Source organism: Nitrospirillum iridis (assembly GCF_014205765.1).
GTDB classification, from domain to species: Bacteria; Pseudomonadota; Alphaproteobacteria; order Azospirillales; family Azospirillaceae; genus Nitrospirillum; species Nitrospirillum iridis.
On the sequence record NZ_JACIIZ010000016.1, the window covers coordinates 112,031 to 133,995 of the forward strand.

Sequence of the window (21,965 nt, forward strand, 5' to 3'; positions counted from 1 at the left end):
CTCGTCCATTGGGGCCGGGGCTGTTAGGATCGGAGCCCCTGTTTCCCGAGGTGCCTGCCGGTGGCCGCTTCCCCCTCCCGCCTGTCTTCCGCCCCCTCCGTAACGCCGCCGCCAAGTCCAGGCGGCGGGCCCGCCGTCGGTCCGGCGCTGCTTGTGGGTGTGCCACTGCTGGCGGCGGCGATGTATCTGGCGGCTGCCTTGGCATGGGCGGTATTTGACCATATCCTCTCCGCTTTGGTTGGTTTAAGTGCCGCGGTGCTCTTTCTCGTTTTGGCGCTGGTCGGGTGGCGCGGGCGGCGCAGGATGGCCGTGTTGCGCGCGGTGGTCGAGGCGGTGCCCGACGCCTTGGCCGTGGCGGGGGCGGACGGTCGCCTGCTAATGGCCAACGGCGCTTTCGCCGCGCTGGCTGGCGGCGCGGATGATACCGAGGTGGTGGAAATCCTGGCCCGGCAGAGCCGCGACGGCGCCGATGGCATGCGCCTGCGTGACCTGGATGAAGCGGCGCGGCGGGGGGAGGCCGGGGAGATCCTCGTCGCCCTGGTCAATGACGCCGCTGGTTCGCCCACCGTCGGCGGGACGCGGCCCGTATCGCGTGTGGTGGTGGCGCGGCCCTTTCCCGGGGGGGGCGGTCTCCGGGGGATGGTCGAATGGCGGGTGCGCAGCGGCGGCGCCATTCCCGTGCCCGGCCACCATCCCTGGCGGGACCTGTGGGACCTGGCGCCCCTGGGCGTCATGCTCGTGGACGGGGCCGGCACCCTGCTGCGGGTGAACCTGACCCTGGCGGATTGGCTGGGCCATACCCGCGAGATGCTGGAGGATGGCAGCCGCCACCTGCGGGACCTGCTGTCCACGCCCCCCCTGGGCGAGTTGTTTCCGGAGCGCCTGGCCGGCATGGCGGAGGTGGAGCTGGCGGCGGCCCGCGCCGCCCCCTTGCGCGCCAGCGTGCAGCACGTGGCCCCCTCATCCGGGGGCAGCCTGATCTTCCTGGGCGACCTCACGCGCGAGACGGCGCGGGAGGAGGAGTTGCGCCGCGCGGAGCAGCGCTTCCAGCGCTTTTTCGAGTTCGCGCCCACCGGCTTCGCCTTCCTGGACGGCGAGTTCCGCCTGGCTGAGTGCAACCCCACCTTCCTCGCCATGGCCAACGTGCGCTTGGGCGATGTGCAGGGCGAGTCGATCGCCACCCTGTTCCAGCAGGAGCACCGCGCCAACCTGCTGGCGCGCCTGGGCGACGTGCTGGACGGACGCAGCCAGGCCGGCACGCCGGTGGAGGCGCGGCTGGGCGGCGGGGCGGGCCCCGTGGTGCATGTCTATTCCCGCCGCTTCGACGGCGATGACGACGGCGATCGCGGCCTGATCCTGCATCTGGTGGACATGACGGCGCAGAAGAACCTGGAGGCGCAGTTCGTCCAGTCGCAGAAGATGCAGGCCATCGGCCAGCTGGCCGGCGGCGTGGCGCACGACTTCAACAACCTGCTGACCGCCATGATCGGCTTCTGCGACCTGCTGCTGCTGCGGCACAAGCCGGGCGACCAGTCGTTCAGCGACATCATGCAGATCAAGCAGAACGCCAACCGCGCCGCCAACCTCGTGCGCCAGCTGCTGGCCTTCTCCCGCCAGCAGACCTTGCAGCCCCGGGTGCTGAGCATCACCGACGTGCTGGCGGAGCTGTCCAACCTGCTGCGCCGGCTGATCGGCGAGAACATCGAGCTGCGCATGCTGCACGGCCGCGACACCGGCCTGGTGCGGGTGGACCAGGGCCAGCTGGAACAGGTGATCATCAACCTGGCGGTCAACGCCCGCGACGCCATGCCCAAGGGCGGGCGGCTGACCATCGTCACCGGCAACCTGCACACCACCGAACCCATCCGCCATGAGACGGAGGAGATGCCGCCCGGCGACTATGTGGTGGTGGAGGTGATCGACACCGGCATCGGCATCCCGCCGGAAAACCTGCAACGCATCTTCGAACCCTTCTTTTCCACCAAGGAGGTGGGGTCGGGCACCGGCCTGGGCCTGTCCACCGTCTACGGCATCGTGCGCCAGACCGGCGGCTTCGTCTTCGTGGAAAGCAAGCCGGGGGAAGGGGCCAAGTTCTCCATCCACCTGCCCCGCCTGGATGAGAAGGCGCTGGCCCAGGCGGCACCGGCGGAAGAGTCCAAGGACAAGGGGGCGGCCGACCTCACCGGCATGGGCATCGTGCTGCTGGTGGAGGATGAGGACGCCGTGCGCGTCTTCGGCGCCCGCGCGCTGCGGAACAAGGGCTACACCGTGCTGGAGGCCCGCAGCGGGGAAGAGGCGCTGGACCTGCTGCAGGGCGAGCGGGGCGGCGACGTGGACCTCATCGTCAGCGACGTGGTCATGCCCCAGATGGACGGCCCCACCATGATCGAGCAGGTGCGCCGCTTCCGTCCCGACGTGAAGGTCATCTTCATTTCCGGCTATGCCGAGGACCGTTTCCGCCATTCCCTGAAGGACGGCGCCGTGGTCGACTTCCTGCCCAAGCCCTTCAGCCTGAAGCAGTTGGCGACCAAGGTGAAGGAAGTGATGGAGGGCCCGCCGCGCACGGTGGGATGAGCCGCTCCCTCCCCCGAGTCCATGGCAGGATGGTCCCCTTTCGGGGGGCGACTCCGGGCGGGTCGGCCGCCCCCCGGGGTAAAACCGGGGACGCCGGAAGGGGCGATGCCGGGAACCGGTGTCGAGGGGCATCATAACGAGAACAAAAAAGAACAAACGAAAAACAAAACCCCTTCCCACAGGGGAACAGACCATGTACGGTCTGCCTCACCACAGCCGTTGAACGCCCGTTGGCCGTATGCGACAAGGAGGGGGACAGCAAGATGTCGGCACCACTTCGTCTGGTAGAAACACCCATGGATAAGCAAAAGGCCCTCGACGCCGCTCTCGGCCAGATCGAACGCGCGTTCGGCAAGGGTTCGATCATGAAGCTCGGCGCCAAAGAGGCGTCGATGGAGGTGGATGCCATCTCCACCGGCTCGTTGGGGCTGGACATCGCGTTGGGCATCGGTGGCTTGCCGCGTGGCCGCATCGTCGAGATCTACGGGCCGGAAAGCTCGGGCAAGACGACGCTGGCCCTGCACGCCATCGCCGAAGCCCAGAAGAGCGGCGGCACCTGCGCCTTCGTTGACGCGGAGCACGCGCTGGACCCCTCCTACGCCCGCAAGCTGGGCGTGAATGTGGAAGAGCTGCTGGTCTCCCAGCCGGACGCCGGTGAACAGGCCCTGGAAATCACCGACACGCTGGTGCGCTCCGGCGCCATCGACGTGCTGGTGGTGGACTCGGTGGCGGCCTTGGTGCCGCGCGCCGAACTGGAAGGCGAGATGGGCGACAGCCATGTCGGCCTGCAGGCCCGCCTGATGAGCCAGGCGCTGCGCAAGCTGACCTCGTCCATCTCCAAGTCCAATTGCCTGGTCATCTTCATCAACCAGATCCGCCTGAAGATCGGCGTGATGTTCGGCAACCCGGAGACGACGACCGGCGGCAACGCGCTGAAGTTCTACGCCTCCATCCGCCTGGACATCCGCCGCATCGGCGCCATCAAGGACCGCGACAACATCGTCGGCAACCAGACCCGGGTGAAGGTGGTGAAGAACAAGCTGGCCCCGCCCTTCCGCGTGGTCGAGTTCGACATCATGTACGGTGAGGGCGTGTCCAAGGTGGGCGAGCTGATCGACCTCGGCATCCAGGCCGGTGTGGTGGAGAAGTCGGGCGCCTGGTTCTCCTATGACGGCCAGCGCGTCGGCCAGGGCCGTGAGAACGCCAAGCAGTTCCTGCGCACCAACCCGGGCATCGCCAAGGCCATTGAAGACAAGGTCCGCGCCAACGCCGGCCTGGTCGCCGGCGCCATGATGGTGGGCTCGCCCGAGGCTGATGGCGACGCCGAGACCCCCGAGTGATGGTGGGGCCGGTGTGATCCGGCCCCCCATGACCGATGTGATTTCAGGAAAGGGCGGGCTGGCGACGGCTCGCCCTTTTCCGTGACCGCCCTCCTCCTTTAGGCCTGGGTCGCCAGCGGCGCGGCGCATTGTCCCAAGCGGCGGATTACACTGTCGCCCATGATCCGGGCCAGGCCCCGGGGCCTGGTCGCCCCGGCGGGGGATGGCGGTGAGGGGAGGGGGGAATGGCGGGTGTCCTGAGGGCGATGTGGTTCACCACGCTGCTGGCCGGCCTGCTGGTGGCGCCGCCGCCGAGCGGCGCCCGTGCCGCTGGCGCGCCGGCCCCCATCGCCGTCGCCGATTTCGACTTCGTCGACACGTCGGGGGAGGCCAAGGATCAGAACGCGGAGCATGAGGGCCGGCTGCGGGGCCTGGACGACAGCATCCGTGCCGGCCTGGACAAGGGCGGACGGTACCGCGTGGTGTCCCTGGACTGCGGCCGGTCGGCCTGCCGGGGTGCCGACCCGGCCACGCTGGTGGATGCCGCCCGCCGGGCCGGTGCCCGGTTGCTGCTGCTGGGGGGCGTGCACAAAACCAGCACCCTGCTGCTGAGCGCCAAGGTCCAGGTCCTGGATATCGGGAGCAACACGCTGGTGCTGGACCGCTTCCTGTCCTTCCGGGGTGACAATGACGAGGCCTGGCGGCGCATGGCCCTCTTCGTCGCCCGCGAATTGGAGGAACTGCCGCTGTAGCGCAGATCGCCCGAAGGCTGAATCGCCCTTGGGCGTGAAACGGCATTTGAGCCGTGGGGATCAAATGCCGTTGGATTGCGGCTGGCGGACCTGCGCCAGCATCGCCCGCACCACCAGCCGGTGGAAGGGCATGATCACGGCCAGATAGAAGCGGCCCAGCCAATTGTGGGTGCGCACCACCGTGGTGGCGGTGACCTGCCAGCTGGCGCTGTCCTGGCGGACGTCGACCACGGCGCGGAAGTCCAGATGCTTGTCCGCCATGCCCAGCACCACCCGGTCCGGCCCGCTGCTGATGACGGGGAAGATGCCGATGCGGTCCGCGTCGTCGTCGTCGTCGTCGGCCGGCTGGGGCGCCTTCAGGCCCAGCGGCGCCACGAGGGCGTTGCGCAGGGCAACCAGCCCGCTGACCCAGGCGGGGGAGGTCGCCATCATGCGCCGCGCCGCCGTGGGGGCGTCCATGCCTGCCGATGGCGGCAGCGCCAGGCGGAAGGCGTCGGCGAACTGGGCGCCGGGCAACAGGGTCCAGGTCCCGGCCTCGGGGGTGACTTCCTGAATGGTCATGGGCGCACCTGATCAAGGGCTGAAGGCTGGCCGCACCATAGCCTGGGCCCAGGGCGCGCGCGACGGCCGGCGACACCACGGCTGTCATGTCCACCCCCAAAGGGGGAGGGGGCTGTTAGTTGCAAAACTGACATCAAAAGCGTATCATCCGCCCATCGCATGAATGCGAAAATCGTCAGACCCAAAAGGGGAATGGATGATGGTGTCGACCACCGGCGGATACGCCTCAGGTTCCTATCAGGCGCAGAACTTCGCCTCAACGGCGGCGCAACAGACGTCGCTGTTCAGCCAGCCCTCCCAGGCCACCTCCCAGATCAGCGCGCAAAAGGTCGCCGACGCCCTGCGCAAGGGCGACACCGCCGGCGCCATCGGCGCCTTCGTCGATGAGAAGACGCTGAAGAAGCTGACCAAGCTGCAGTCCGATGCCAAGACGCTGGACAAGCAGATCAAGCAGAAGGCCGCCGACAACGACAAGAAGACCGCCCAGGACAAGGTGGACAACGCCAAGCGCCAGCTGAAGGCCCTGCGCCTGCGCGCCCAGCTGGCCGCCGCCATGGGTGACAAGCAGGCGGCCGCCCGCATCGCGCGCGAGGCGGCGGACGTGGCCAAGTCCCTAGGCTCCGCCGCGCAGGAATATGCCGGTGCCGTGCAGAACGGCGCCGCGGTGGGTGGCGCCAGCGGCGCCAGTTCCGTCGCTACCGGCGCGTCCGGCACCGGCGGGGCCGCCACGGACGTGGCCGCCGTGGGCAGCGACGCCGCCGCCATCCAGGCCACCGCCGCCGGCGTCACCCAGGCCGCACCCGTCCAGGCTACACCCACCCAGGGCGCGTCGACCCAGACCGGATCCACCCAGGCCACCACCACCGCCGGCGCCGATGCCACCGTGCAAGCCGGCGACGCCCAGGCGGCGGGTGCCGACGCCAAAGCCGACAAGCCGGGAACCATCTCCGTCTCCAGCTCCGAGGAGGCGACGGCGGCGCGCAAGGAACGCATGGAGTTCATGGGCAATGTCCGCGCCCTGATGGACCAAGCGCGCAGCGTCTACAACCAGGCCAAGAACGTCCTCGACCGCAAGCGCAAGCCGGGCGAGGCTTCGGACGCCGACCACAGCGGCCGCGACATCGCCGACGCGGCCAAGCAGGTGGACGCCGCCGACCAGAACCTGGCCGCCGGTGAGGCGCCGGCCGTGTCCGCCACGCCCACGGTCATCGCGACACCCAACAACACCTTGCTGCTGGTGTGATGGGGGGCTTCCGTCGCCCCCGCCCTTGCAGGGGATAGGGGCCGGGACGGTCTCCACCCGGCCGGTATCCGCGCCTGGTTGACAGGGAAAAGCGGTGAAAAGCCGTGCCCCCGGGGTGTTTCATCGCCCCCATCCCATGGACAGCCCCCGTATCCGCACGCTACAAACCCTGTCCCGGTGTTTCGCGCCCCGGGGTGTTCCTTCGCATGCTTAAGGCTGTTGCCCGATGAAGACCGCCAACGAGATCCGCTCCGCTTTCCTGGACTACTTCGTGAAGAACGGCCACACGGAGGTCGAGTCCAGCCCGCTGGTGCCGCGCAACGATCCGACGTTGATGTTCACCAACGCCGGCATGGTGCAGTTCAAGAACGTCTTCACCGGCAACGAGGTGCGCCCCTACACCCGCGCCACCACTTCGCAGAAGTGCGTGCGCGCCGGCGGCAAGCACAATGATCTGGAGAATGTGGGCTACACCGCCCGGCACCACACCTTCTTCGAGATGCTGGGCAACTTCTCCTTTGGCGACTATTTCAAGGCCGACGCCATTGAGCTCGCCTGGAACCTGATCACCAAGACCTTCGCCCTACCGAAGGACAAGCTGCTGGTCACGGTCTACCACACCGATGACGAGGCCCACGGCCTGTGGAAGAAGGTGGCCGGCCTGTCGGACGACCGCATCATCCGCATTCCCACGGCCGACAATTTCTGGGCCATGGGCGACACCGGTCCCTGCGGCCCGTGCTCCGAGATTTTCTATGACCATGGCGAGGGCATCCCCGGCGGCCCCCCCGGCAGCCCGGAGCAGGACGGCGACCGCTTTATCGAGATCTGGAATCTGGTGTTCATGCAGTATGAGCAGGTGACGAAGGAGGAGCGGGTGTCCTTGCCCCGGCCCTCCATCGACACCGGCATGGGGCTGGAGCGCCTGGCGGCCGTGCTGCAGGGCGTGCACGACAATTACGACACCGACCTGATGCGGGCGCTGATCGCCGCGTCGGCCGAGGCCACCAGTTCCGACCCCAGCGGCCCGCACGCCGTGTCGCACCGGGTGATCGCCGACCACCTGCGCGCCTCCTCCTTCCTCATCGCCGACGGCGTGCTGCCGGCCAACGAGGGCCGCGGCTATGTCCTGCGCCGCATCATGCGCCGCGCCATGCGCCACGCCCACATGATCGGCGCCCGTGATCCGGTGATGCACAAGCTGGTGCCCGCCCTGGTGCGCGAGATGGGCGGCCACTACACCGAGCTGCAGCGCGCCCAGGCCCTGATCACCGAGACCCTGCGGCTGGAGGAAAGCCGGTTCAAGCAGACGCTGGACCGGGGCCTGAAGCTGTTGGATGAGGAAGAGGGCAAGCTGGGCTCCGGTCAGGCGCTGCCGGGCGAGGTGGCGTTCAAGCTGTACGACACCTACGGCTTCCCCCTGGATCTGACGCAGGACGTGCTGCGCGGCCGCAACCGCGCCGTGGAGATCGAGGGCTTCAACGCCGCCATGGCCCACCAGCGGGCCGAGGCGCGCAAGGCCTGGGCCGGCTCCGGCGAGGCCGCGACCGAGCGTGTGTGGTACGAGCTGAAGGAGGAACTGGGCGCCACCGAGTTCCTGGGCTACGACACCGAGACCGCCGAGGGCAAGGTCACCGCCGTGCTGGACCGCCAGGGTAACAAGCTGGACAAGGCCGGGGCTGGCCAGGACGTCATCATCCTGGTGAACCAGACACCGTTCTATGGCGAGTCTGGCGGCCAGGTGGGCGACAGCGGCGCCCTCTTCGCCCCGGGTGCGGGCAATGCCGGCGGTCTGGAAGTGACCGTCAGCGACGTGCAGAAGAAGCTGGGCGCCCTGTTCGCCCATATCGGCACCGTCACCCATGGCACGCTGGAGCCTGGACAGGTGGTGGAACTGCGCGTCAACGGCCGCCGCCGCTCGGCCATCCGCGCCAACCATTCCGCCACTCATCTGCTGCACGAGGCCCTGCGCCAGCGCCTGGGCGAGCATGTCTCGCAGAAGGGCTCGCTGGTGTCGGCGGAACGCCTGCGCTTCGACATCAGCCAGCCGACGCCGCTCAGCGATGACGACGTGCGCGTGGTCGAGGCCGAGGTCAACGCCCGCATCCTGGGCAACAGCGAGGTCGTCACCCGCCTGATGACCCCGGCGGAGGCCATCGAACAGGGCGCCATGGCGCTGTTCGGCGAGAAGTATGGCGAGGAAGTCCGCGTCGTCAGTATGGGCGGGCCAAATGGGGGCGGTGAAGCGGAGGGCGCCAGCCGCCAGTACTCCGTGGAGCTGTGCGGTGGCACCCATGTGCGCCGCACCGGCGATATCGGCCTGTTCAAGATCGTCTCCGAAGGGGCCGTCTCCTCTGGCGTGCGCCGTATCGAGGCCCTGACCGGTCGCGGCGCCTTCGACTACCTGGAAGGGCAGGAGGGTCGCCTGCTGGCCGCCGCCGGCGCCCTGAAGGTGTCCGCCGCCGAGGTGCCGGCCCGCGTCGCCACCCTGATGGAGGATCGCCGCCGCCTGGAAAAGGAAGTGGCCGACCTGAAGCGCCAGCTGGCGCTGGGCGGGGGTGGTGGTGCCGCCGCCACGCCGGAGAAGGTGATCAACGGCGTGAAGCTGTCGGCCCGGGTGCTGGACGGCATCGAGGCCAAGGACCTGAAGCCCCTGGCCGATGAGATCAAGGGCCAGATCGGCAGCGGCATCGTCCTGCTGGTGGCCAAGGGTGAAGGTAAGGTGACCCTGGTCGCCGCCGTCACCGCCGACCTGACGGGCCGCTTCAACGCCGTCGATCTGGTGAAGGTCGCGGCGGCGGCGGTGGGCGGCAAGGGCGGCGGTGGCCGCCCCGACATGGCCCAGGCCGGCGGCAGCGAGCCCGACAAGGCCGACGCCGCCGTGGCGGCGGTCGAAGCCGCCATCGCCGGCTGATCGCCATCCTTAAGCGACGGCATGGGAATGGTCTTATGCCGTCGTAGGACGCGACCGCGTCCGCCGGAGCTTTTCGGGGAGCGTCAGCGGACTGAAAAGTGAGGATAGGCCCAGGGCGCGGATGCGCCCGCCCCGGCGCCTGAGGGAACACAAACATGAAATTCCAAGGGACGGACACCTATGTCGCCACCGACGACCTGCGGGTCGCCGTCAACGCCGCCGTCACCTTGCAGCGCCCCCTGCTGGTGAAGGGGGAACCCGGCACCGGCAAGACCGTGCTGGCGCAGGAGGTGGCGAACGCCCTGGGCCGGCCGCTGCTGCAGTGGCATGTGAAGTCCACCACCAAGGCGCAGCAGGGCCTGTACGAGTACGACGCCGTCAGCCGCCTGCGCGACGGCCAGTTGGGTGACGCCCGCGTCAACGACATCGCCAACTACATCCGCAAGGGCAAGCTGTGGGAGGCGTTCGAGGCCGACCCCGCCCCGGTGCTGCTGATCGATGAGATCGACAAGGCGGACATCGAATTCCCCAACGACCTGTTGCAGGAACTCGACCGCATGGAATTCTTCGTCTACGAGACGGGGCAGACCATCAAGGCCAAGCAGCGCCCGGTGGTCATCATCACCTCCAACAATGAGAAGGAACTGCCGGACGCCTTCCTGCGCCGCTGCTTCTTCCACTACATCCGTTTCCCCGATGCCCAGACCATGGCCCGCATCGTCGATGTGCACTTCCCCAAGCTGAAGCAGGACCTGCTGCGCGACGCCCTGACCCTGTTCTATGAGGTGCGCGAGGTGCCGGGCCTGAAGAAGAAGCCCTCGACCTCAGAACTGCTGGACTGGATCAAGCTGCTGATGATCGAGGACATCGACCCGGCGGTGCTGCGCCAGCGCGAGCCCAGGAAGACCATCCCGCCCCTGCACGGCGCCCTGCTGAAGAACGAGCAGGACGTGCACCTGTTCGAGCGCCTGGCCTTCCTGGCGCGGCGGGAGCGGGAGTAGGGCGGGGCCGTTGTGCCCTACCGCGATGCTGCGCCGCGACATCTGAATTCGCTGCAAACCTCCCCGGCGCCAGGGGCGGTTGAAAAGGGAATGTGACGCCAAGTCAAGCCATTGACCGTTGTGTCCATCGGCCGTTTGTGGGCGATCCCGTGTGCACTGCAACATAAATCACAGCCCATCCCGCCCTGTTTGCGCTAACACTGTTGACGTCTCAACAGTGGGCAGAGGGTGTGGTCATGGGTTCCGGGGTCGTGCGGCGGTGGGGTGTGGTGATCATGCTGGGTGGGCTGGTGGCGCTGCCCCAGGCCGCCTGGGCCAGCGCCGGACTGGGGCTGGAGATGGTGTGCGCCGACGCGGTCAACGCCGCCCCGCCCGCCGACCGCGTTCCCCCCTTCGCCCGCTTGTTGGGTCTGTTGCCGGCGCATCCGGAGCCTGTGCCCGCGTTGGTCTGCCTGGCGGGATACCGGTCGCTATGGGCGCCGAAATCCGCCGATGAGGTGGCCAAGGCGCCGGCGCCCCCGGCCGCATCGGCGCCGTTGGCCATCGATGGCCGGGATGACGGGCGGCGGGCGCTGGGCGTCTACACCCGTTACACCGGTGCCCTGCTGTCGGGGTTGCCCGCCGATATCGCCATCCGGCGGGAGGAGGTCGGCGCCGCCGCCCTGACGCGCCTGAGGCTTATCGGCCAGGGTCTGGCGGCGGGTGCCCACCGCCCCATCGCCATCTTGCAGCGCCCCTTCCGTGACCCGTCGGCGCTCGCACCCGTCCGCGTCGCCCATTTGCTGCGGCCGGACACGGAGGCGCAGAGTCCCTGAACTATTCCGGCGCCATTGCTCCGCAGCCGACGGAACTCCGGAGTTAGCGACGCTTAACCAAGCAATGAATTATACTCTTTAGTATATAATAAGTATGATCCAGCTGCTTTTTTGATTTAGGTCATTTTTAACTTCTAGGCGTCAGGATGCGACCTCTGGATTAACTCTTTGGGTCGCGTCAAATGCTGAACTTTCTGTCCTCCATGAGGGTCGGGCGCAAACTTGCGGCCGCGTTCACGATCATCGTCGCCGTCACGTTGATTGCCTCGGTCATCAATTATCGGGCGCTGTCCACCATCCGGCAGACGACGGGATGGACGGAACACACCTACAAGGTTCTTGGGGGGCTCAGCACCGCCATGGCCGCCATGGTGGATGGCGAGACGGGGGTGCGCGGCTATCTGGTCAGCGCCGATACCCAGTTCCTGGAGCCTTATCACAAGGGCCAGGCGACCTTCGACGCGGCGTTCTCGGAGGTGAAGTCCCTGACGGCGGACAATCCAGCACAGCAGGCGCGCCTTGATGACATACGCCGCTTCGAACAGACGTGGCGTCGGGACGTGGCCGAAAAGGAAATCGGGCTGATGGCCAAGCCGGAGACGATGGAGCAGGCGCGCAAGCTGGAATCCGGCGGCGCGGGCAAGGCCTCCATGGATGCGATCCGCGCCAAAGTGGCCGAAATGGATAAGGTCGAACGCGATTTGCTGGTGCAGCGGGCCGTGCTTCAGACAGACGCGCTGGACACGGCCACCGCCGTGGCGCTGGTCAGCAGCGGCCTGTCCGTCCTGTTCGCGGTGATCATGGCGTGGAGCCTCACCCGTGTCGTTGCCACCCCCATCGTGCACATGACCAAGGCGATGCAGCGCCTGGCGGAGGGCGACACCCTGGTTGAGATTCCGGCCCGGGACCGGCAGGACGAGGTTGGCGCCATGGCCCAGGCCGTGGCGGTTTTCAAGGACAACATGATCGAGGCCGACCGCCTGCGCTCCGAGCAGGAGGCCCTGAAGCAGCGGGCGGAAAAGGAACGCCGCCAGGCGATGCTGGACTTGGCCGGCGCTTTTGAAAGCCGGGTTGGCGGCATCGTCAACGGGGTGACGGCGCAGGCCACGGAGTTGCTGGCGACATCGCAGACCCTGAGTTCCTCCTCCGACAATGTGGCACGTCAGGCGGGCACGGTGGCCGCCGCCTCCATGCAGGCGACGCAGAATGTGCAGACGGTGGCGGCGGCCACGGAAGAACTGTCCGCCTCCATCCAGGAGATCACGGCGCAGGTTTCCCGCTCCACCGGGATGATCGCCAACGCCGTCACCCAGGCCGACCGCACCAATGGCGAGGTTCAAGGCCTGATGCAGTCGGCCCAGCGCATCGGTGAAGTGGTGACGCTGATCAACGACATCGCCAGCCGCACCAACCTGCTGGCCCTGAACGCCACCATCGAGGCGGCCCGCGCTGGGGATGCCGGCAAGGGCTTCGCCATCGTCGCCTCGGAGGTCAAGTCCCTGGCCAATCAGACGGCGCAGGCCACGGAAGAGATCCGGGCCCAGATCACGGGCATGCAGGCGGCGACGGAGGCGTCGGCGAAATCCATCCAGGGGATCACCGAGATCATCAATCAGGTCAGTCAGGCCTCGACCACCATCGCCTCCGCCGTTGAGGAACAGGCGGCTACCACCAACGAGATCACGCGGAACGTCCAGCAGGCGGCCCAAGGCACCAACGACGTTTCCCACACCATCTCGCGGGTCAGCGACGCCGCGCAGGAGACGGGAAGCGCCGCAAGCGAGGTGCACACGGCCGCCAACGATCTCAGCAAGAATGGCGAACTGCTGAAGCAGCAGGTCGACACCTTCCTGCGGGAAATCCGCACCGCCTAACCGCGGCCGCGCACCCTTTCCCTTCCCCTCTATTCTTGGTGCTGGCGCGTCCTTCAAGGGCGCGCCCACGCCCCCACCACGTCTCGTGGACGGTGGAGCTTTCCCCATGCGCAAACCCCCCATGCCGCAGATCGCCGGCCTGTTTTTGACCGTCGGCCTGTTCCTGCCCCTCTGGGGAAACGCCGCCGAAAGCCCCGACCCGGCGGCACCGGCCCTCGGCGACCGCCTCGCCCGCGCGGGGCTGTCGTTGGCGCTGGACTACACCGGGGAGGCGGCGGCGAATCCCAGCGGGGGCCTGCGACAAGGCAGTGCCTATGCCGGGCAGCTTCATGCCGGCGTCGATGTCGACCTCGACAGGGTCCTGGGTCTGGACAACACCCTACTGCACGCCGCGCTGACGCAAAGGCATGGCCGCAACCTTGCCGCCGATGCCATCGGCAACAACACCTCGGTGCAAGAGGTCTATGGCTTGCAGAATTTGCATCTGCTGGCCCTGACGCTGGAAAAGAAGCTGGCGGATGGGCGGGTGGATGTCGAGGCTGGCCGGATGGTGGCCAATGCCGCCTTCCTCAATGGCTCCCTATACTGTCATTTCCAGAACAACGCCATTTGTGGCAACCCGGTTTTCGTCAACCATGTCAGCAACTACACCTCGGCGCCGGGCAGCAGCTGGGCGGGCCGGGTCAAGGCTGACCTGACCGACGCCGTCTATGCGCATGTCGGCGCTTACGAGGTGAATCCCCGGGATCAGGCCGCCAATGGCCACGGACTGCATTTCAGCACCGCCGGCGCCACCGGCGCGGTGGTGCCTTTTGAACTGGGATACGCGCCCGGCGGCCGGGGATCGGACCATCCGGGGCATTACCAGGTCGGTGGCTGGTACGACAGCTCCACTTACGCCGACCCCTTGAACGATGCGTCGGGGCGGCCGTCGGTGCTGACCGGCCAGCCAGGCGTGACCGAAAAGGGACGCTGGGGGGCGTTCGGCCGGTTCGATCAGGTGGTCTGGCGGTCCGCGACCGCGCCGGAGCGGACGCTTTCCGTCTTCGGCGTGGCCATGACCAAGCTGTCGGGCCGCGCGGTCGAGGATCGCTATTTCGCCTTGGGCCTCGTGCAGACCGGCCTGTTCGAGGGGCGGGAGCACGACACCCTGGGCTTCGTGATCACCGACCAGGAGTTCAGTGACCTGACGCTGGCCCGCATCGCGGCGGCGCGCGCCAGCGTCGGTAGCGGCGTGGCGGCGGCCCGCCGCGAGATCATGATGGAACTGGCCTATGGCGTCCAGATCACGCCCGACGTCCGCGTTTCACCCAATCTGCAATACATCATCAATCCCGATGTCACCAATCGGCCTTTCACCCGTGACAATCCGCGCGACGCCCTGGTCGTGGGGCTGAAGTTCACGGTGGATATCGCCGATGTTCTGGGCTTGGCCCCGCGGGGCCGCAGGTGAGCGCCACACGGGCGCCGGCTCCTCGGCGCCCGTTCCCCTGGCCGGCCCGCAGCCGCTCGCGTACACTGCGCGGGCGGACGCGTTCCCCGGATTTGCCCAAGCCCCATGTTCACCAACTTCTTCTTCGAGCTGCGCCAGGCCCGCATTCCCGTGACCCTGCGGGAGTACCTGGCCTTGATGGAGGCCATGGCGGCCCATGTCGCCGGCTACAGCGTGGACGACTTCTACCACCTGTCGCGCACCATCCTGGTGAAGGACGAGCGCAACCTGGACCGCTTCGATGTCGTCTTCGGCCATGTCTTCAAGGGGCTGGAAGGGGCGGCCGGCGATGGCGAGGCTGACGTGGCGGCGCGGGAATTGCCCGAGGAGTGGCTGCGCAAGCTCGCCGAGCGCCATCTGAGCGCGGAGGAGAAGGCGCAGATCCAGGCGCTGGGCGGCTGGGACAAGCTGATGGAGACGCTGGCCCAGCGTCTGAAGGAACAGCAGGGCCGCCACCAGGGCGGGTCGAAATGGATAGGCACGGCCGGCACCTCCCCTTTCGGCGCCTATGGCTACAATCCTGAGGGTGTGCGCATCGGCCAGGAGGGCAGCCGCCACCGCCGCGCCGTGAAGGTCTGGGACCGCCGGGAATTCCGCAATCTGGACGACACGGTGGAACTCGGCACCCGCAACATCAAGGTGGCGCTGCGCCGCCTGCGCAAGTTCGCCCGCACCGGGGCGGCGGAGGTGCTGGACCTGCCCGACACCATCCGCGCCACGGCCGCCAACGCCGGCCATCTGGACCTGAAGCTGCGGCCGGAGCGGCACAACGCCGTCAAGGTGCTGCTGTTCCTGGATATCGGCGGGTCGATGGACGACCACATCCGCCTGTGCGAGGAGCTGTTCTCCGCCGCCAAGGGGGAATTCAAGCACCTGGAGTATTTCTACTTCCACAACTGCGTCTATGAGGGCGTGTGGAAGGACAACCGTCGCCGGCGGACGGAGCAGATGTCGACCTTCGACGTGCTGCGCACCTATCCCGCCGACTACAAGCTGATCTTCGTGGGCGACGCCAGCATGAGCCCCTACGAGATCACCCACCCCGGTGGGGCGGTGGAGCATTGGAACGCGGAGGCGGGGCAGGTGTGGCTGCGGCGCCTGCTCGACGTCTACCGCCGGTCCATCTGGCTGAACCCGGTCAATGAGGCCCACTGGCCCTACACCCACAGCATCGGCCTGATCCGCCAGTTGATGGAGGGGCGCATGTACCCGCTGACCCTGCAAGGGCTGGAGGCGGGGATGAGGGAGTTGAGTTACTGAGGGGGGGATGGCGACGCGGCCCAATCTGGCAGTTTGTTGACGGAACAAGGGTTAGGCCCCCGCATGCCGAATGGGGCAGGGGCGTCCAAAGCACAGTTGCCCGGATGTGGTTGGAAGCATAGTGTCGCGCGGGCTCAAAATTTTTGACCCGGTCGCGGTGGTCCCCCCTTAGCCGCGCCCCCCAAACCGCGCCATGTCCCCCGATGGTTGGGGAAAGGCGCTAGTGCCAAGGATGACAGAGAAGATGAATTCTCCGACCAAGATCACGATCGCGCGTGGTGACGGCATCGGGCCTGAGATCATGGACGCCACGCTTGAGGTGCTGGCCGCCAGCGGCGCCAACCTCGAGTATGAGGAAATCCAGATCGGCGAGAGCGTGTACCGCCGCGGCATCATGAACGGCATGGAGCCGGGCGCCTGGGACAGCCTGCGCCGCACCAAGGTGTTCCTGAAGGCCCCGATCACCACCCCCCAGGGGGGAGGCTACAAGTCCCTGAACGTGACCATCCGTGGCGCGCTGGGCCTCTACGCCAACATCCGCCCCTGCGTCTCCTATTCCCCCTTCGTCGCCACCAAGCACCCGGCCATGGACGTGGTGATCGTGCGTGAGAACGAGGAGGACCTGTACGCCGGCATCGAATACCGCCAGACGCAGGAAGTGACGCAGGCGGTGAAGCTGATCTCCCGCCCCGGGTCGGAAAAGATCATCCGCTACGCCTTCGAATACGCGCGGGCCAACCATCGCCGCAAGGTGACGGCCTTCGTGAAGGACAACATCATGAAGATCTCCGATGGCCTGTTCCATCGGGTCTTCGACGAGATCGCCGCCGAGTACCCGGACATCGAGGCGGAGAGCATGATCGTCGACATCGGCGCCGCCCGCCTGGCCGACACGCCGGAGCATTTCGACGTCATCGTCACCCTGAACCTGTACGGCGACATCATCTCCGACATCGCCGCCCAGATCACCGGCTCGGTCGGCCTGGCCGGCTCCTCCAACATCGGTGACCAGTGCGCCATGTTCGAGGCCATCCACGGTTCCGCCCCCACCATCGCCGGCAAGGGCATCGCCAACCCGTCGGGCCTGCTGCTGGCCTCGGTCATGATGCTGGTCCACATCGGCCAGTCGGAAGCGGCCGAGCGCATCCATAACGCCTGGCTGAAGATGATCGAGGACGGCATCCACACCGTCGACATCTTCAAGCGCGGCGTCAGCAAGGCCCGCATCGGCACGCGCGACTTCGCCGCCAACCTGGTCGACCGCCTGGGCGAGCGTCCGGCCACGCTGGTCCCCGCCAGCTATCCGGCCGGTGTGGCCAGCAGCTTCAGCGGCATCGCGCTGAAGGGCGCGCCGGCCCAGGCCAAGAAGCTGGTGGGCGTCGACGTGTTCCTGGAACGCAAGGGCGGCACCGGTGACGACATGGCCGCGCTGTTCCAGCCCCTGATCCCGCCGGGCCTGAAGCTGGTCATGGTGTCCAACCGTGGCCAGAAGGTGTGGCCGGACGGCGCGCCGGAAACCTTCTGCACCGACCATTGGCGCTGCCGCGTCATGGCCGATGGCGCCGAGGAGCTGAAGCACGGCCAGGTGGTCGAGCTGCTGGCCCGGGTCGCCAAGGAAGGCCTGGATTTCGTCCAGAGCTCCAGCCTCTACACTTTTGACGGCGCCAACGGCTTCTCCGCCGCCGCCGGCCAGTGATGGGATGGGCCCGTGGATGGGGGCGTGGTCCCCTGTCGGCGGGCCCCGTCCTGGACGCGCCCCACCTCCCCACCCCCTTTAATGGGGGGTAAATGACGATTTCCGCCCCAGGGGTTGTGTTTACTCGGGCGGCATATCCCTAAGGAGGGGGTGCGATGTTTTCCCTAGGCGGTCCGCCGTTTTTGGTCTTGGATTCTGTATCCGCGGTCAAAAAAACGAGTCGAATCACCTGTTCAGGCTTTGGCAAGTTTGGTAGTCTCCACGTCATCTCGATACCAAATCTTGTTGTGGGAATTTCCCGGTATCGACTGCTGGAGCGGGGCGCTCGGCGGTGACAGCAGAACTTTGCGCCCGCCGATAAATGGGGGCTGATGGAGCGAGGGCTTCGATGGAAGAAGAAAAAGCGTCAATGAGTTGGACTGACGAGCGGATTGATCGCCTGCGCCAGCTTTGGGGCCAGGGCATGAGCGCCAGCGAGATCGCCGAGCTGCTGGGCAATGTGACCCGCAACGCGGTGATCGGCAAGGCGCACCGGCTGGGCCTGTCGGGCCGGCCGTCGCCGATCAAGAAGAAGCCCACCCGTGGCGCCACCATCCTGTCGCTGAACGAGCGCATGTGCAAATGGCCGGTGGGCGACCCCAAGCACGCCGACTTCCATTTCTGCGGCTGCCCCTCGCTGCCCGGCATGCCTTATTGCCGTGAGCACGCCCAGATGGCCTACCAGCCCGCCAAGAAGCGGGATGACGAGCGCAAGCTGGTCATGGCCTGAGGCCGCCTTTCACGACGCTTGAAATTGAGAAAGCCCCCGCTGGTGACGGCGGGGGCTTTCGTATGTGCGGTGTTGGTCCAAAAGGCACTGCGTTTGGCCCAACGGCTCCGCCGGCAAGCGGACGTCGTTACAAAAACGCCGGGCGGAGGTGTTCCGCCCGGCGTTCCTTTTTCGAACTGACGCGTAGCCTCAGGCGGCGTAGCCCATGGCGGTGCGCAGGTTCTCGTCCAGCTTGGCCAGGAAGTCCTGGGTGGTCAGCCAGGGCTGGTCCGGGCCGATCAGGATGGCCAGGTCCTTGGTCATGAAGCCGGACTCGACCGTTTCCACGCACACCTTCTCCAGCGTCTTGGCGAAGTTGGTGACCTCCGGCGTGCCGTCGAACTGGCCGCGGTAGGACAGCCCTTGCGTCCAGGCGAAGATGGAGGCGATGGGGTTGGTGGAGGTGGGGCGGCCCTTCTGGTGTTCCCGGTAGTGGCGGGTCACCGTGCCATGGGCGGCTTCGGCCTCGACGGTCTTGCCGTCGGGGGTCAGCAGCACGGAGGTCATCAGGCCCAGCGAGCCGAAGCCCTGCGCCACGGTGTCGGACTGCACGTCGCCGTCGTAGTTCTTGCAGGCCCAGACGAAGGCGCCATCCCACTTCAGGGCGGAGGCGACCATGTCGTCGATCAGGCGGTGCTCGTAGACGATGCCCTTGGCCTTGAAGCGCTCGGCGAACTCGGCGTCGAAGATTTCCTGGAAGATGTCCTTGAAGCGGCCGTCATAGGCCTTGAGGATGGTGTTCTTCGTCGACAGGTACACCGGATAGCCGCGCTGCAGGCCGTAGTTGAAGCAGGCGCGGGCGAAGCCGGCGATCGATTCGTCCAGGTTGTACATGCCCATGGCCACGCCGGCCTCGGGGAAGTGGAACACGTCGTAGCTGACCGCCTCGCCGCCGTCGTCCGGCGTGAAGGTCATGGTCAGCTTGCCGGCGCCGGGCACCTTGAAATCGGTGGCGCGGTACTGGTCGCCGAAGGCATGGCGGCCGATGACGATGGGCTTGGTCCAGCCCGGCACCAGGCGCGGCACGTTGGTGCAGATGATGGGCTCACGGAAGACGGTGCCGCCCAGGATGTTGCGGATGGTGCCGTTGGGCGACTTCCACATCTTCTTCAGGCTGAATTCGGCCACGCGGGCCTCGTCCGGGGTGATGGTGGCGCACTTCACGCCCACGCCGTACTTCTTGATGGCCTCGGCCGCGTCCACGGTCACCTGGTCGTTGGTGGCGTCGCGATGTTCGATGCCCAGATCGAAGTACTTCAGGTCGATATCCAGGTAGGGCAGGATCAGCTTGTCTTTGATGAACTGCCAAATGATGCGGGTCATCTCATCGCCATCAAGCTCGACGACGGGATTGGCAACCTTGATCTTCTGCATTCTCAATGCCTTCTGCGTATAGGTAATTTTTATGACCAACCGGCGCGCGATCCCGTGCGCCTCGATATGCCAAGGCCGCTTCCAGGGTAAGAAACGACCGGTTTTATCGGACGGCCGGTATAAGAGCCCATTCAGGCGCCGCGATCAAGCAAGCGGGACGGCGGCGGCCGTGCGGTCCCCGCAACGGTGCCCCCCGCGTCCTGTGCCGCGCATGGTCACAGCTGTTGCACCTGGGTCTGCCGCACGGAATCGGGCGCCCGCCGCAGGGCGGGCATGATGGCGTCCACCGTGTCGACGAAGGTGTAATAGCTTTCGATCTCGCCCCGGCCGAAGCCGGTGGCGCGGATGTGGGTCAGCAGGTCGCGCAGCGGGTTCCAATAGCCACAGATGTTGGCGATCACCACTGGCTTGTCATGCAGCTGCAGCTGGCGCCAGGTGATGATCTCGAACGCCTCGTCCAGCGTGCCCAGGCCGCCGGGCAGGATGACGAAGGCGTCGGAACGCTCTACCATCATGCGCTTGCGGGTGTGCATGCTGTCGACGACGTGCAACTCGGTCAGGCCGCCATGGTCGACCTCACGCGACTGGATGTGGTCGGGGATGATGCCCACCACTTCGCCGCCCGCCGCCAGCGTGGCGTCGGCGGTGATGCCCATCAGGCCCACCCGGCCGCCGCCATAGACCAGCCGCAGGCCGGCCTGGCCGATCAGGGTGCCCAGATCGTGGGCGGCCTTCTTGTATTCCGCGGACACCTGGCCCGAAGACCCGCAATAGACACAGACGCTACGCACCTTGGACATTCCTTTCATCCTTTTGGAACGGGCCGCCGCCGCGGACCCGGGATGCCGCCGTCCGGAAACCGCCCCCCGGAAATGGCCAGCGGGACTTGCCGGACAGGTGACGGCCCGTTACACCATCCCTGGGGGCCGACCGCAAGCCCGTCCAGCCGGCCGTGCAGGGCGCAGGATGGCAGTAGGCGCTCCGGATGGATGGCGGGCAAGGCCATAGAATAAGTGGTTGCAATCAAGGCAGGAGAGAAGAATGCCGCATGCTTTTCGTGATGTCCCGCATACCCACAGCAAAGCCCGCTTGGCACAGGCCACCGCCGTCTTCGGTTTAGCCATGGCCCTGCTGGGCAGCGCCACCGCGTCCGCGGCGCTGGACCCCACGGAAATCGTCAAGGCCCGCCAGCAGGACATGAAGAAGCTGGGCGGTGGCATGAAGATCTTCCAGGGCTACCTGAAGGATGACAAGGGCACGTCCCAGGACGTGGCCGCCGCCGCCGCCGCCATGGCCGCCGTGACCAAGGGGCTGCCCGACCAGTTCACCGAGGGCACCGCCGTCGGCGTGGGCGAGAGCGAGGCGTTGCCCGTCATCTGGCAGGAACAGGCCAAGTTCCGCCAGGGCTTCACCGACATGGCCCAGGCGCTGGACAAGATCCTGGACCTGCCGGTCGGTGCCGACAAGGCCGCCATCGGCCAGGCGGTGCAGGCCGTGGGCGGCACCTGCAAGCAGTGCCACGAGACCTACCGCCAGAAGAAGTAAGCCGGGTATGGCGTCCACGGAAAAGGGCAGGATTCCCGGGAACCGTGTTCCCGTCTGGGACCTGCCCATCCGGCTGTTCCACTGGCTGCTGGTGGCCGATCTCGCTGGCCTGTGGTGGACGGCTACCCACGATGATCTGGCCCTGCACTTCAAGCTGGGCTACGCCGCCCTGGCGCTGCTGCTGTTCCGCCTGTTCTGGGGCGTGGCGGGCAGCGACCAGGCGCGCTTCGCCCGCTTCCTCAAGGGGCCGGCGGTGGTGCTGCGCCATCTGCGGCACATGGCCATGCCCGGCCCGCTGCCGCCGGAGCGGGGGCACAACGCGTTGGGCGGCTGGGCCGTGGTCGCCCTGCTGGCGGTGCTGTTGGCCCAGGTGGCCACCGGCCTGTTCGCCGTCGACGATGACGGGATGGAGGAGGGACCGCTGGCCCACCGGGTCAGCGGCTTCTTGTCCAAATTGGCGCGCCGCCTGCACCACGCCAATTTCAGCCTGATCCAGGTGCTGGTGGCGGTCCACATCGGGGCGGTGCTGCTCTATCTGCTGGTCAAGCGTGAGAACCTGGTGCGCCCCATGGTCACCGGCTGGAAACGCCTTACCTCCCTGCCGGGGGAGGCTCCGGCGCCGAGGGGTCGCGCCCACGGCTGGGTGCCGCTGCGGCGGGCGGCGCTGGCGGCGGCGCTGGCGATGGCATTGGTGGCCGGATTGGTCGCCTTCGCCTGAAACCGGGACGATCGGTGCT

General features: G+C 67.2%; 17 protein-coding genes. 14 read left to right on the forward strand and 3 right to left on the reverse strand.

Annotated elements, in window-relative coordinates; all coding sequences use genetic code 11:
- The first annotated feature begins 303 nt into the window (after positions 1-303).
- From FHS74_RS24195 to FHS74_RS24205, 3 genes are all read left to right on the forward strand, one after another.
- Positions 304-2,574 carry a hybrid sensor histidine kinase/response regulator gene (locus FHS74_RS24195; RefSeq protein WP_184806500.1) on the forward strand — a complete coding sequence of 757 codons (2,271 nt, stop codon included), beginning with the start codon at positions 304-306 and terminating at the stop codon, positions 2,572-2,574.
- Between the two features lie 296 nt (positions 2,575-2,870).
- On the forward strand, positions 2,871-3,914 hold the full coding sequence (recA, locus tag FHS74_RS24200) for a recombinase RecA (RefSeq protein ID WP_211106522.1): 1,044 nt from the start codon (positions 2,871-2,873) through the stop codon (positions 3,912-3,914).
- 224 nt (positions 3,915-4,138) lie between these two features.
- On the forward strand, positions 4,139-4,645 hold the full coding sequence (locus tag FHS74_RS24205) for a DUF2380 domain-containing protein (RefSeq protein ID WP_184806504.1): 507 nt from the start codon (positions 4,139-4,141) through the stop codon (positions 4,643-4,645).
- A 60-nt stretch (positions 4,646-4,705) separates the two neighbouring features.
- On the opposite strand, the gene FHS74_RS24210 is transcribed toward FHS74_RS24205, so the two are convergent.
- A complete protein-coding gene (locus FHS74_RS24210; protein ID WP_184806506.1) occupies positions 4,706-5,206 on the reverse strand; it encodes a DUF2867 domain-containing protein in 501 nt (166 codons plus the stop codon).
- A gap of 196 nt (positions 5,207-5,402) precedes the next feature.
- On the opposite strand from FHS74_RS24210, the gene FHS74_RS24215 reads away from it, so the two are divergent.
- The 9 genes from FHS74_RS24215 (at position 5,403) to FHS74_RS24255 (ending at position 18,270) form a co-directional block, all read left to right on the forward strand.
- A complete protein-coding gene (locus FHS74_RS24215) occupies positions 5,403-6,449 on the forward strand; it encodes a hypothetical protein (RefSeq protein WP_184806508.1) in 1,047 nt (348 codons plus the stop codon).
- A 226-nt stretch (positions 6,450-6,675) separates the two neighbouring features.
- The gene (gene alaS, locus FHS74_RS24220; protein WP_184806510.1) at positions 6,676-9,363 is read left to right on the forward strand and encodes an alanine--tRNA ligase; all 2,688 of its coding nucleotides are present in this window, start codon (positions 6,676-6,678) and stop codon (positions 9,361-9,363) included.
- Between the two features lie 155 nt (positions 9,364-9,518).
- Complete coding sequence (locus FHS74_RS24225; protein WP_184806512.1) at positions 9,519-10,364, forward strand: AAA family ATPase; 846 nt, start codon at positions 9,519-9,521, stop codon at positions 10,362-10,364.
- 236 nt (positions 10,365-10,600) lie between these two features.
- Positions 10,601-11,179: a hypothetical protein gene (locus tag FHS74_RS24230; RefSeq protein ID WP_184806514.1), complete on the forward strand. Its 579-nt coding sequence runs from the start codon at positions 10,601-10,603 to the stop codon at positions 11,177-11,179.
- Between the two features lie 182 nt (positions 11,180-11,361).
- A complete protein-coding gene (locus FHS74_RS24235) occupies positions 11,362-13,053 on the forward strand; it encodes a methyl-accepting chemotaxis protein (RefSeq protein WP_184806516.1) in 1,692 nt (563 codons plus the stop codon).
- A gap of 106 nt (positions 13,054-13,159) precedes the next feature.
- Positions 13,160-14,506, forward strand: a complete 1,347-nt coding sequence (locus tag FHS74_RS24240; protein WP_184806518.1) for a carbohydrate porin — start codon at positions 13,160-13,162, stop codon at positions 14,504-14,506.
- Between the two features lie 105 nt (positions 14,507-14,611).
- Positions 14,612-15,805 (forward strand): vWA domain-containing protein, encoded by a 1,194-nt coding sequence (locus FHS74_RS24245; protein ID WP_184806521.1) that lies wholly within the window; start codon positions 14,612-14,614, stop codon positions 15,803-15,805.
- A 244-nt stretch (positions 15,806-16,049) separates the two neighbouring features.
- Positions 16,050-17,501: an NADP-dependent isocitrate dehydrogenase gene (locus tag FHS74_RS24250; protein WP_184806522.1), complete on the forward strand. Its 1,452-nt coding sequence runs from the start codon at positions 16,050-16,052 to the stop codon at positions 17,499-17,501.
- A 409-nt stretch (positions 17,502-17,910) separates the two neighbouring features.
- Positions 17,911-18,270 carry a GcrA family cell cycle regulator gene (locus FHS74_RS24255; protein WP_184806524.1) on the forward strand — a complete coding sequence of 120 codons (360 nt, stop codon included), beginning with the start codon at positions 17,911-17,913 and terminating at the stop codon, positions 18,268-18,270.
- Positions 18,271-18,459: 189 nt separating this feature from the next.
- Here FHS74_RS24255 and FHS74_RS24260 read toward each other — a convergent pair whose 3' ends face one another.
- The gene (locus FHS74_RS24260) at positions 18,460-19,683 is read right to left on the reverse strand and encodes an NADP-dependent isocitrate dehydrogenase (protein ID WP_184806526.1); all 1,224 of its coding nucleotides are present in this window, start codon (positions 19,681-19,683) and stop codon (positions 18,460-18,462) included.
- Between the two features lie 215 nt (positions 19,684-19,898).
- A complete protein-coding gene (locus FHS74_RS24265; RefSeq protein ID WP_184806528.1) occupies positions 19,899-20,483 on the reverse strand; it encodes an LOG family protein in 585 nt (194 codons plus the stop codon).
- A gap of 241 nt (positions 20,484-20,724) precedes the next feature.
- On the opposite strand from FHS74_RS24265, the gene FHS74_RS24270 reads away from it, so the two are divergent.
- Complete coding sequence (locus FHS74_RS24270) at positions 20,725-21,228, forward strand: c-type cytochrome (protein ID WP_184806530.1); 504 nt, start codon at positions 20,725-20,727, stop codon at positions 21,226-21,228.
- A gap of 7 nt (positions 21,229-21,235) precedes the next feature.
- Positions 21,236-21,946, forward strand: coding sequence for a cytochrome b/b6 domain-containing protein (locus FHS74_RS24275; protein WP_184806532.1), 711 nt, complete (start codon positions 21,236-21,238; stop codon positions 21,944-21,946).
- Positions 21,947-21,965: the final 19 nt, after the last annotated feature.

Excerpts from the sequence above, each read along its gene's own strand:
- FHS74_RS24195 (WP_184806500.1), top strand. The coding sequence starts at position 304 with ATGGCCGTGTTGCGCGCGGTGGTCGAGGCGGTGCCCGACGCCTTGGCC.
- recA (WP_211106522.1), top strand. The coding sequence starts at position 2,871 with ATGGATAAGCAAAAGGCCCTCGACGCCGCTCTCGGCCAGATCGAACGC.
- FHS74_RS24205 (WP_184806504.1), top strand. The coding sequence starts at position 4,139 with ATGGCGGGTGTCCTGAGGGCGATGTGGTTCACCACGCTGCTGGCCGGC.
- FHS74_RS24210 (WP_184806506.1), bottom strand. The coding sequence starts at position 5,206 with ATGACCATTCAGGAAGTCACCCCCGAGGCCGGGACCTGGACCCTGTTG.
- FHS74_RS24215 (WP_184806508.1), top strand. The coding sequence starts at position 5,403 with ATGATGGTGTCGACCACCGGCGGATACGCCTCAGGTTCCTATCAGGCG.
- alaS (WP_184806510.1), top strand. The coding sequence starts at position 6,676 with ATGAAGACCGCCAACGAGATCCGCTCCGCTTTCCTGGACTACTTCGTG.
- FHS74_RS24225 (WP_184806512.1), top strand. The coding sequence starts at position 9,519 with ATGAAATTCCAAGGGACGGACACCTATGTCGCCACCGACGACCTGCGG.
- FHS74_RS24230 (WP_184806514.1), top strand. The coding sequence starts at position 10,601 with ATGGGTTCCGGGGTCGTGCGGCGGTGGGGTGTGGTGATCATGCTGGGT.
- FHS74_RS24235 (WP_184806516.1), top strand. The coding sequence starts at position 11,362 with ATGCTGAACTTTCTGTCCTCCATGAGGGTCGGGCGCAAACTTGCGGCC.
- FHS74_RS24240 (WP_184806518.1), top strand. The coding sequence starts at position 13,160 with ATGCGCAAACCCCCCATGCCGCAGATCGCCGGCCTGTTTTTGACCGTC.
- FHS74_RS24245 (WP_184806521.1), top strand. The coding sequence starts at position 14,612 with ATGTTCACCAACTTCTTCTTCGAGCTGCGCCAGGCCCGCATTCCCGTG.
- FHS74_RS24250 (WP_184806522.1), top strand. The coding sequence starts at position 16,050 with ATGAATTCTCCGACCAAGATCACGATCGCGCGTGGTGACGGCATCGGG.
- FHS74_RS24255 (WP_184806524.1), top strand. The coding sequence starts at position 17,911 with ATGAGTTGGACTGACGAGCGGATTGATCGCCTGCGCCAGCTTTGGGGC.
- FHS74_RS24260 (WP_184806526.1), bottom strand. The coding sequence starts at position 19,683 with ATGCAGAAGATCAAGGTTGCCAATCCCGTCGTCGAGCTTGATGGCGAT.
- FHS74_RS24265 (WP_184806528.1), bottom strand. The coding sequence starts at position 20,483 with ATGTCCAAGGTGCGTAGCGTCTGTGTCTATTGCGGGTCTTCGGGCCAG.
- FHS74_RS24270 (WP_184806530.1), top strand. The coding sequence starts at position 20,725 with ATGCCGCATGCTTTTCGTGATGTCCCGCATACCCACAGCAAAGCCCGC.
- FHS74_RS24275 (WP_184806532.1), top strand. The coding sequence starts at position 21,236 with ATGGCGTCCACGGAAAAGGGCAGGATTCCCGGGAACCGTGTTCCCGTC.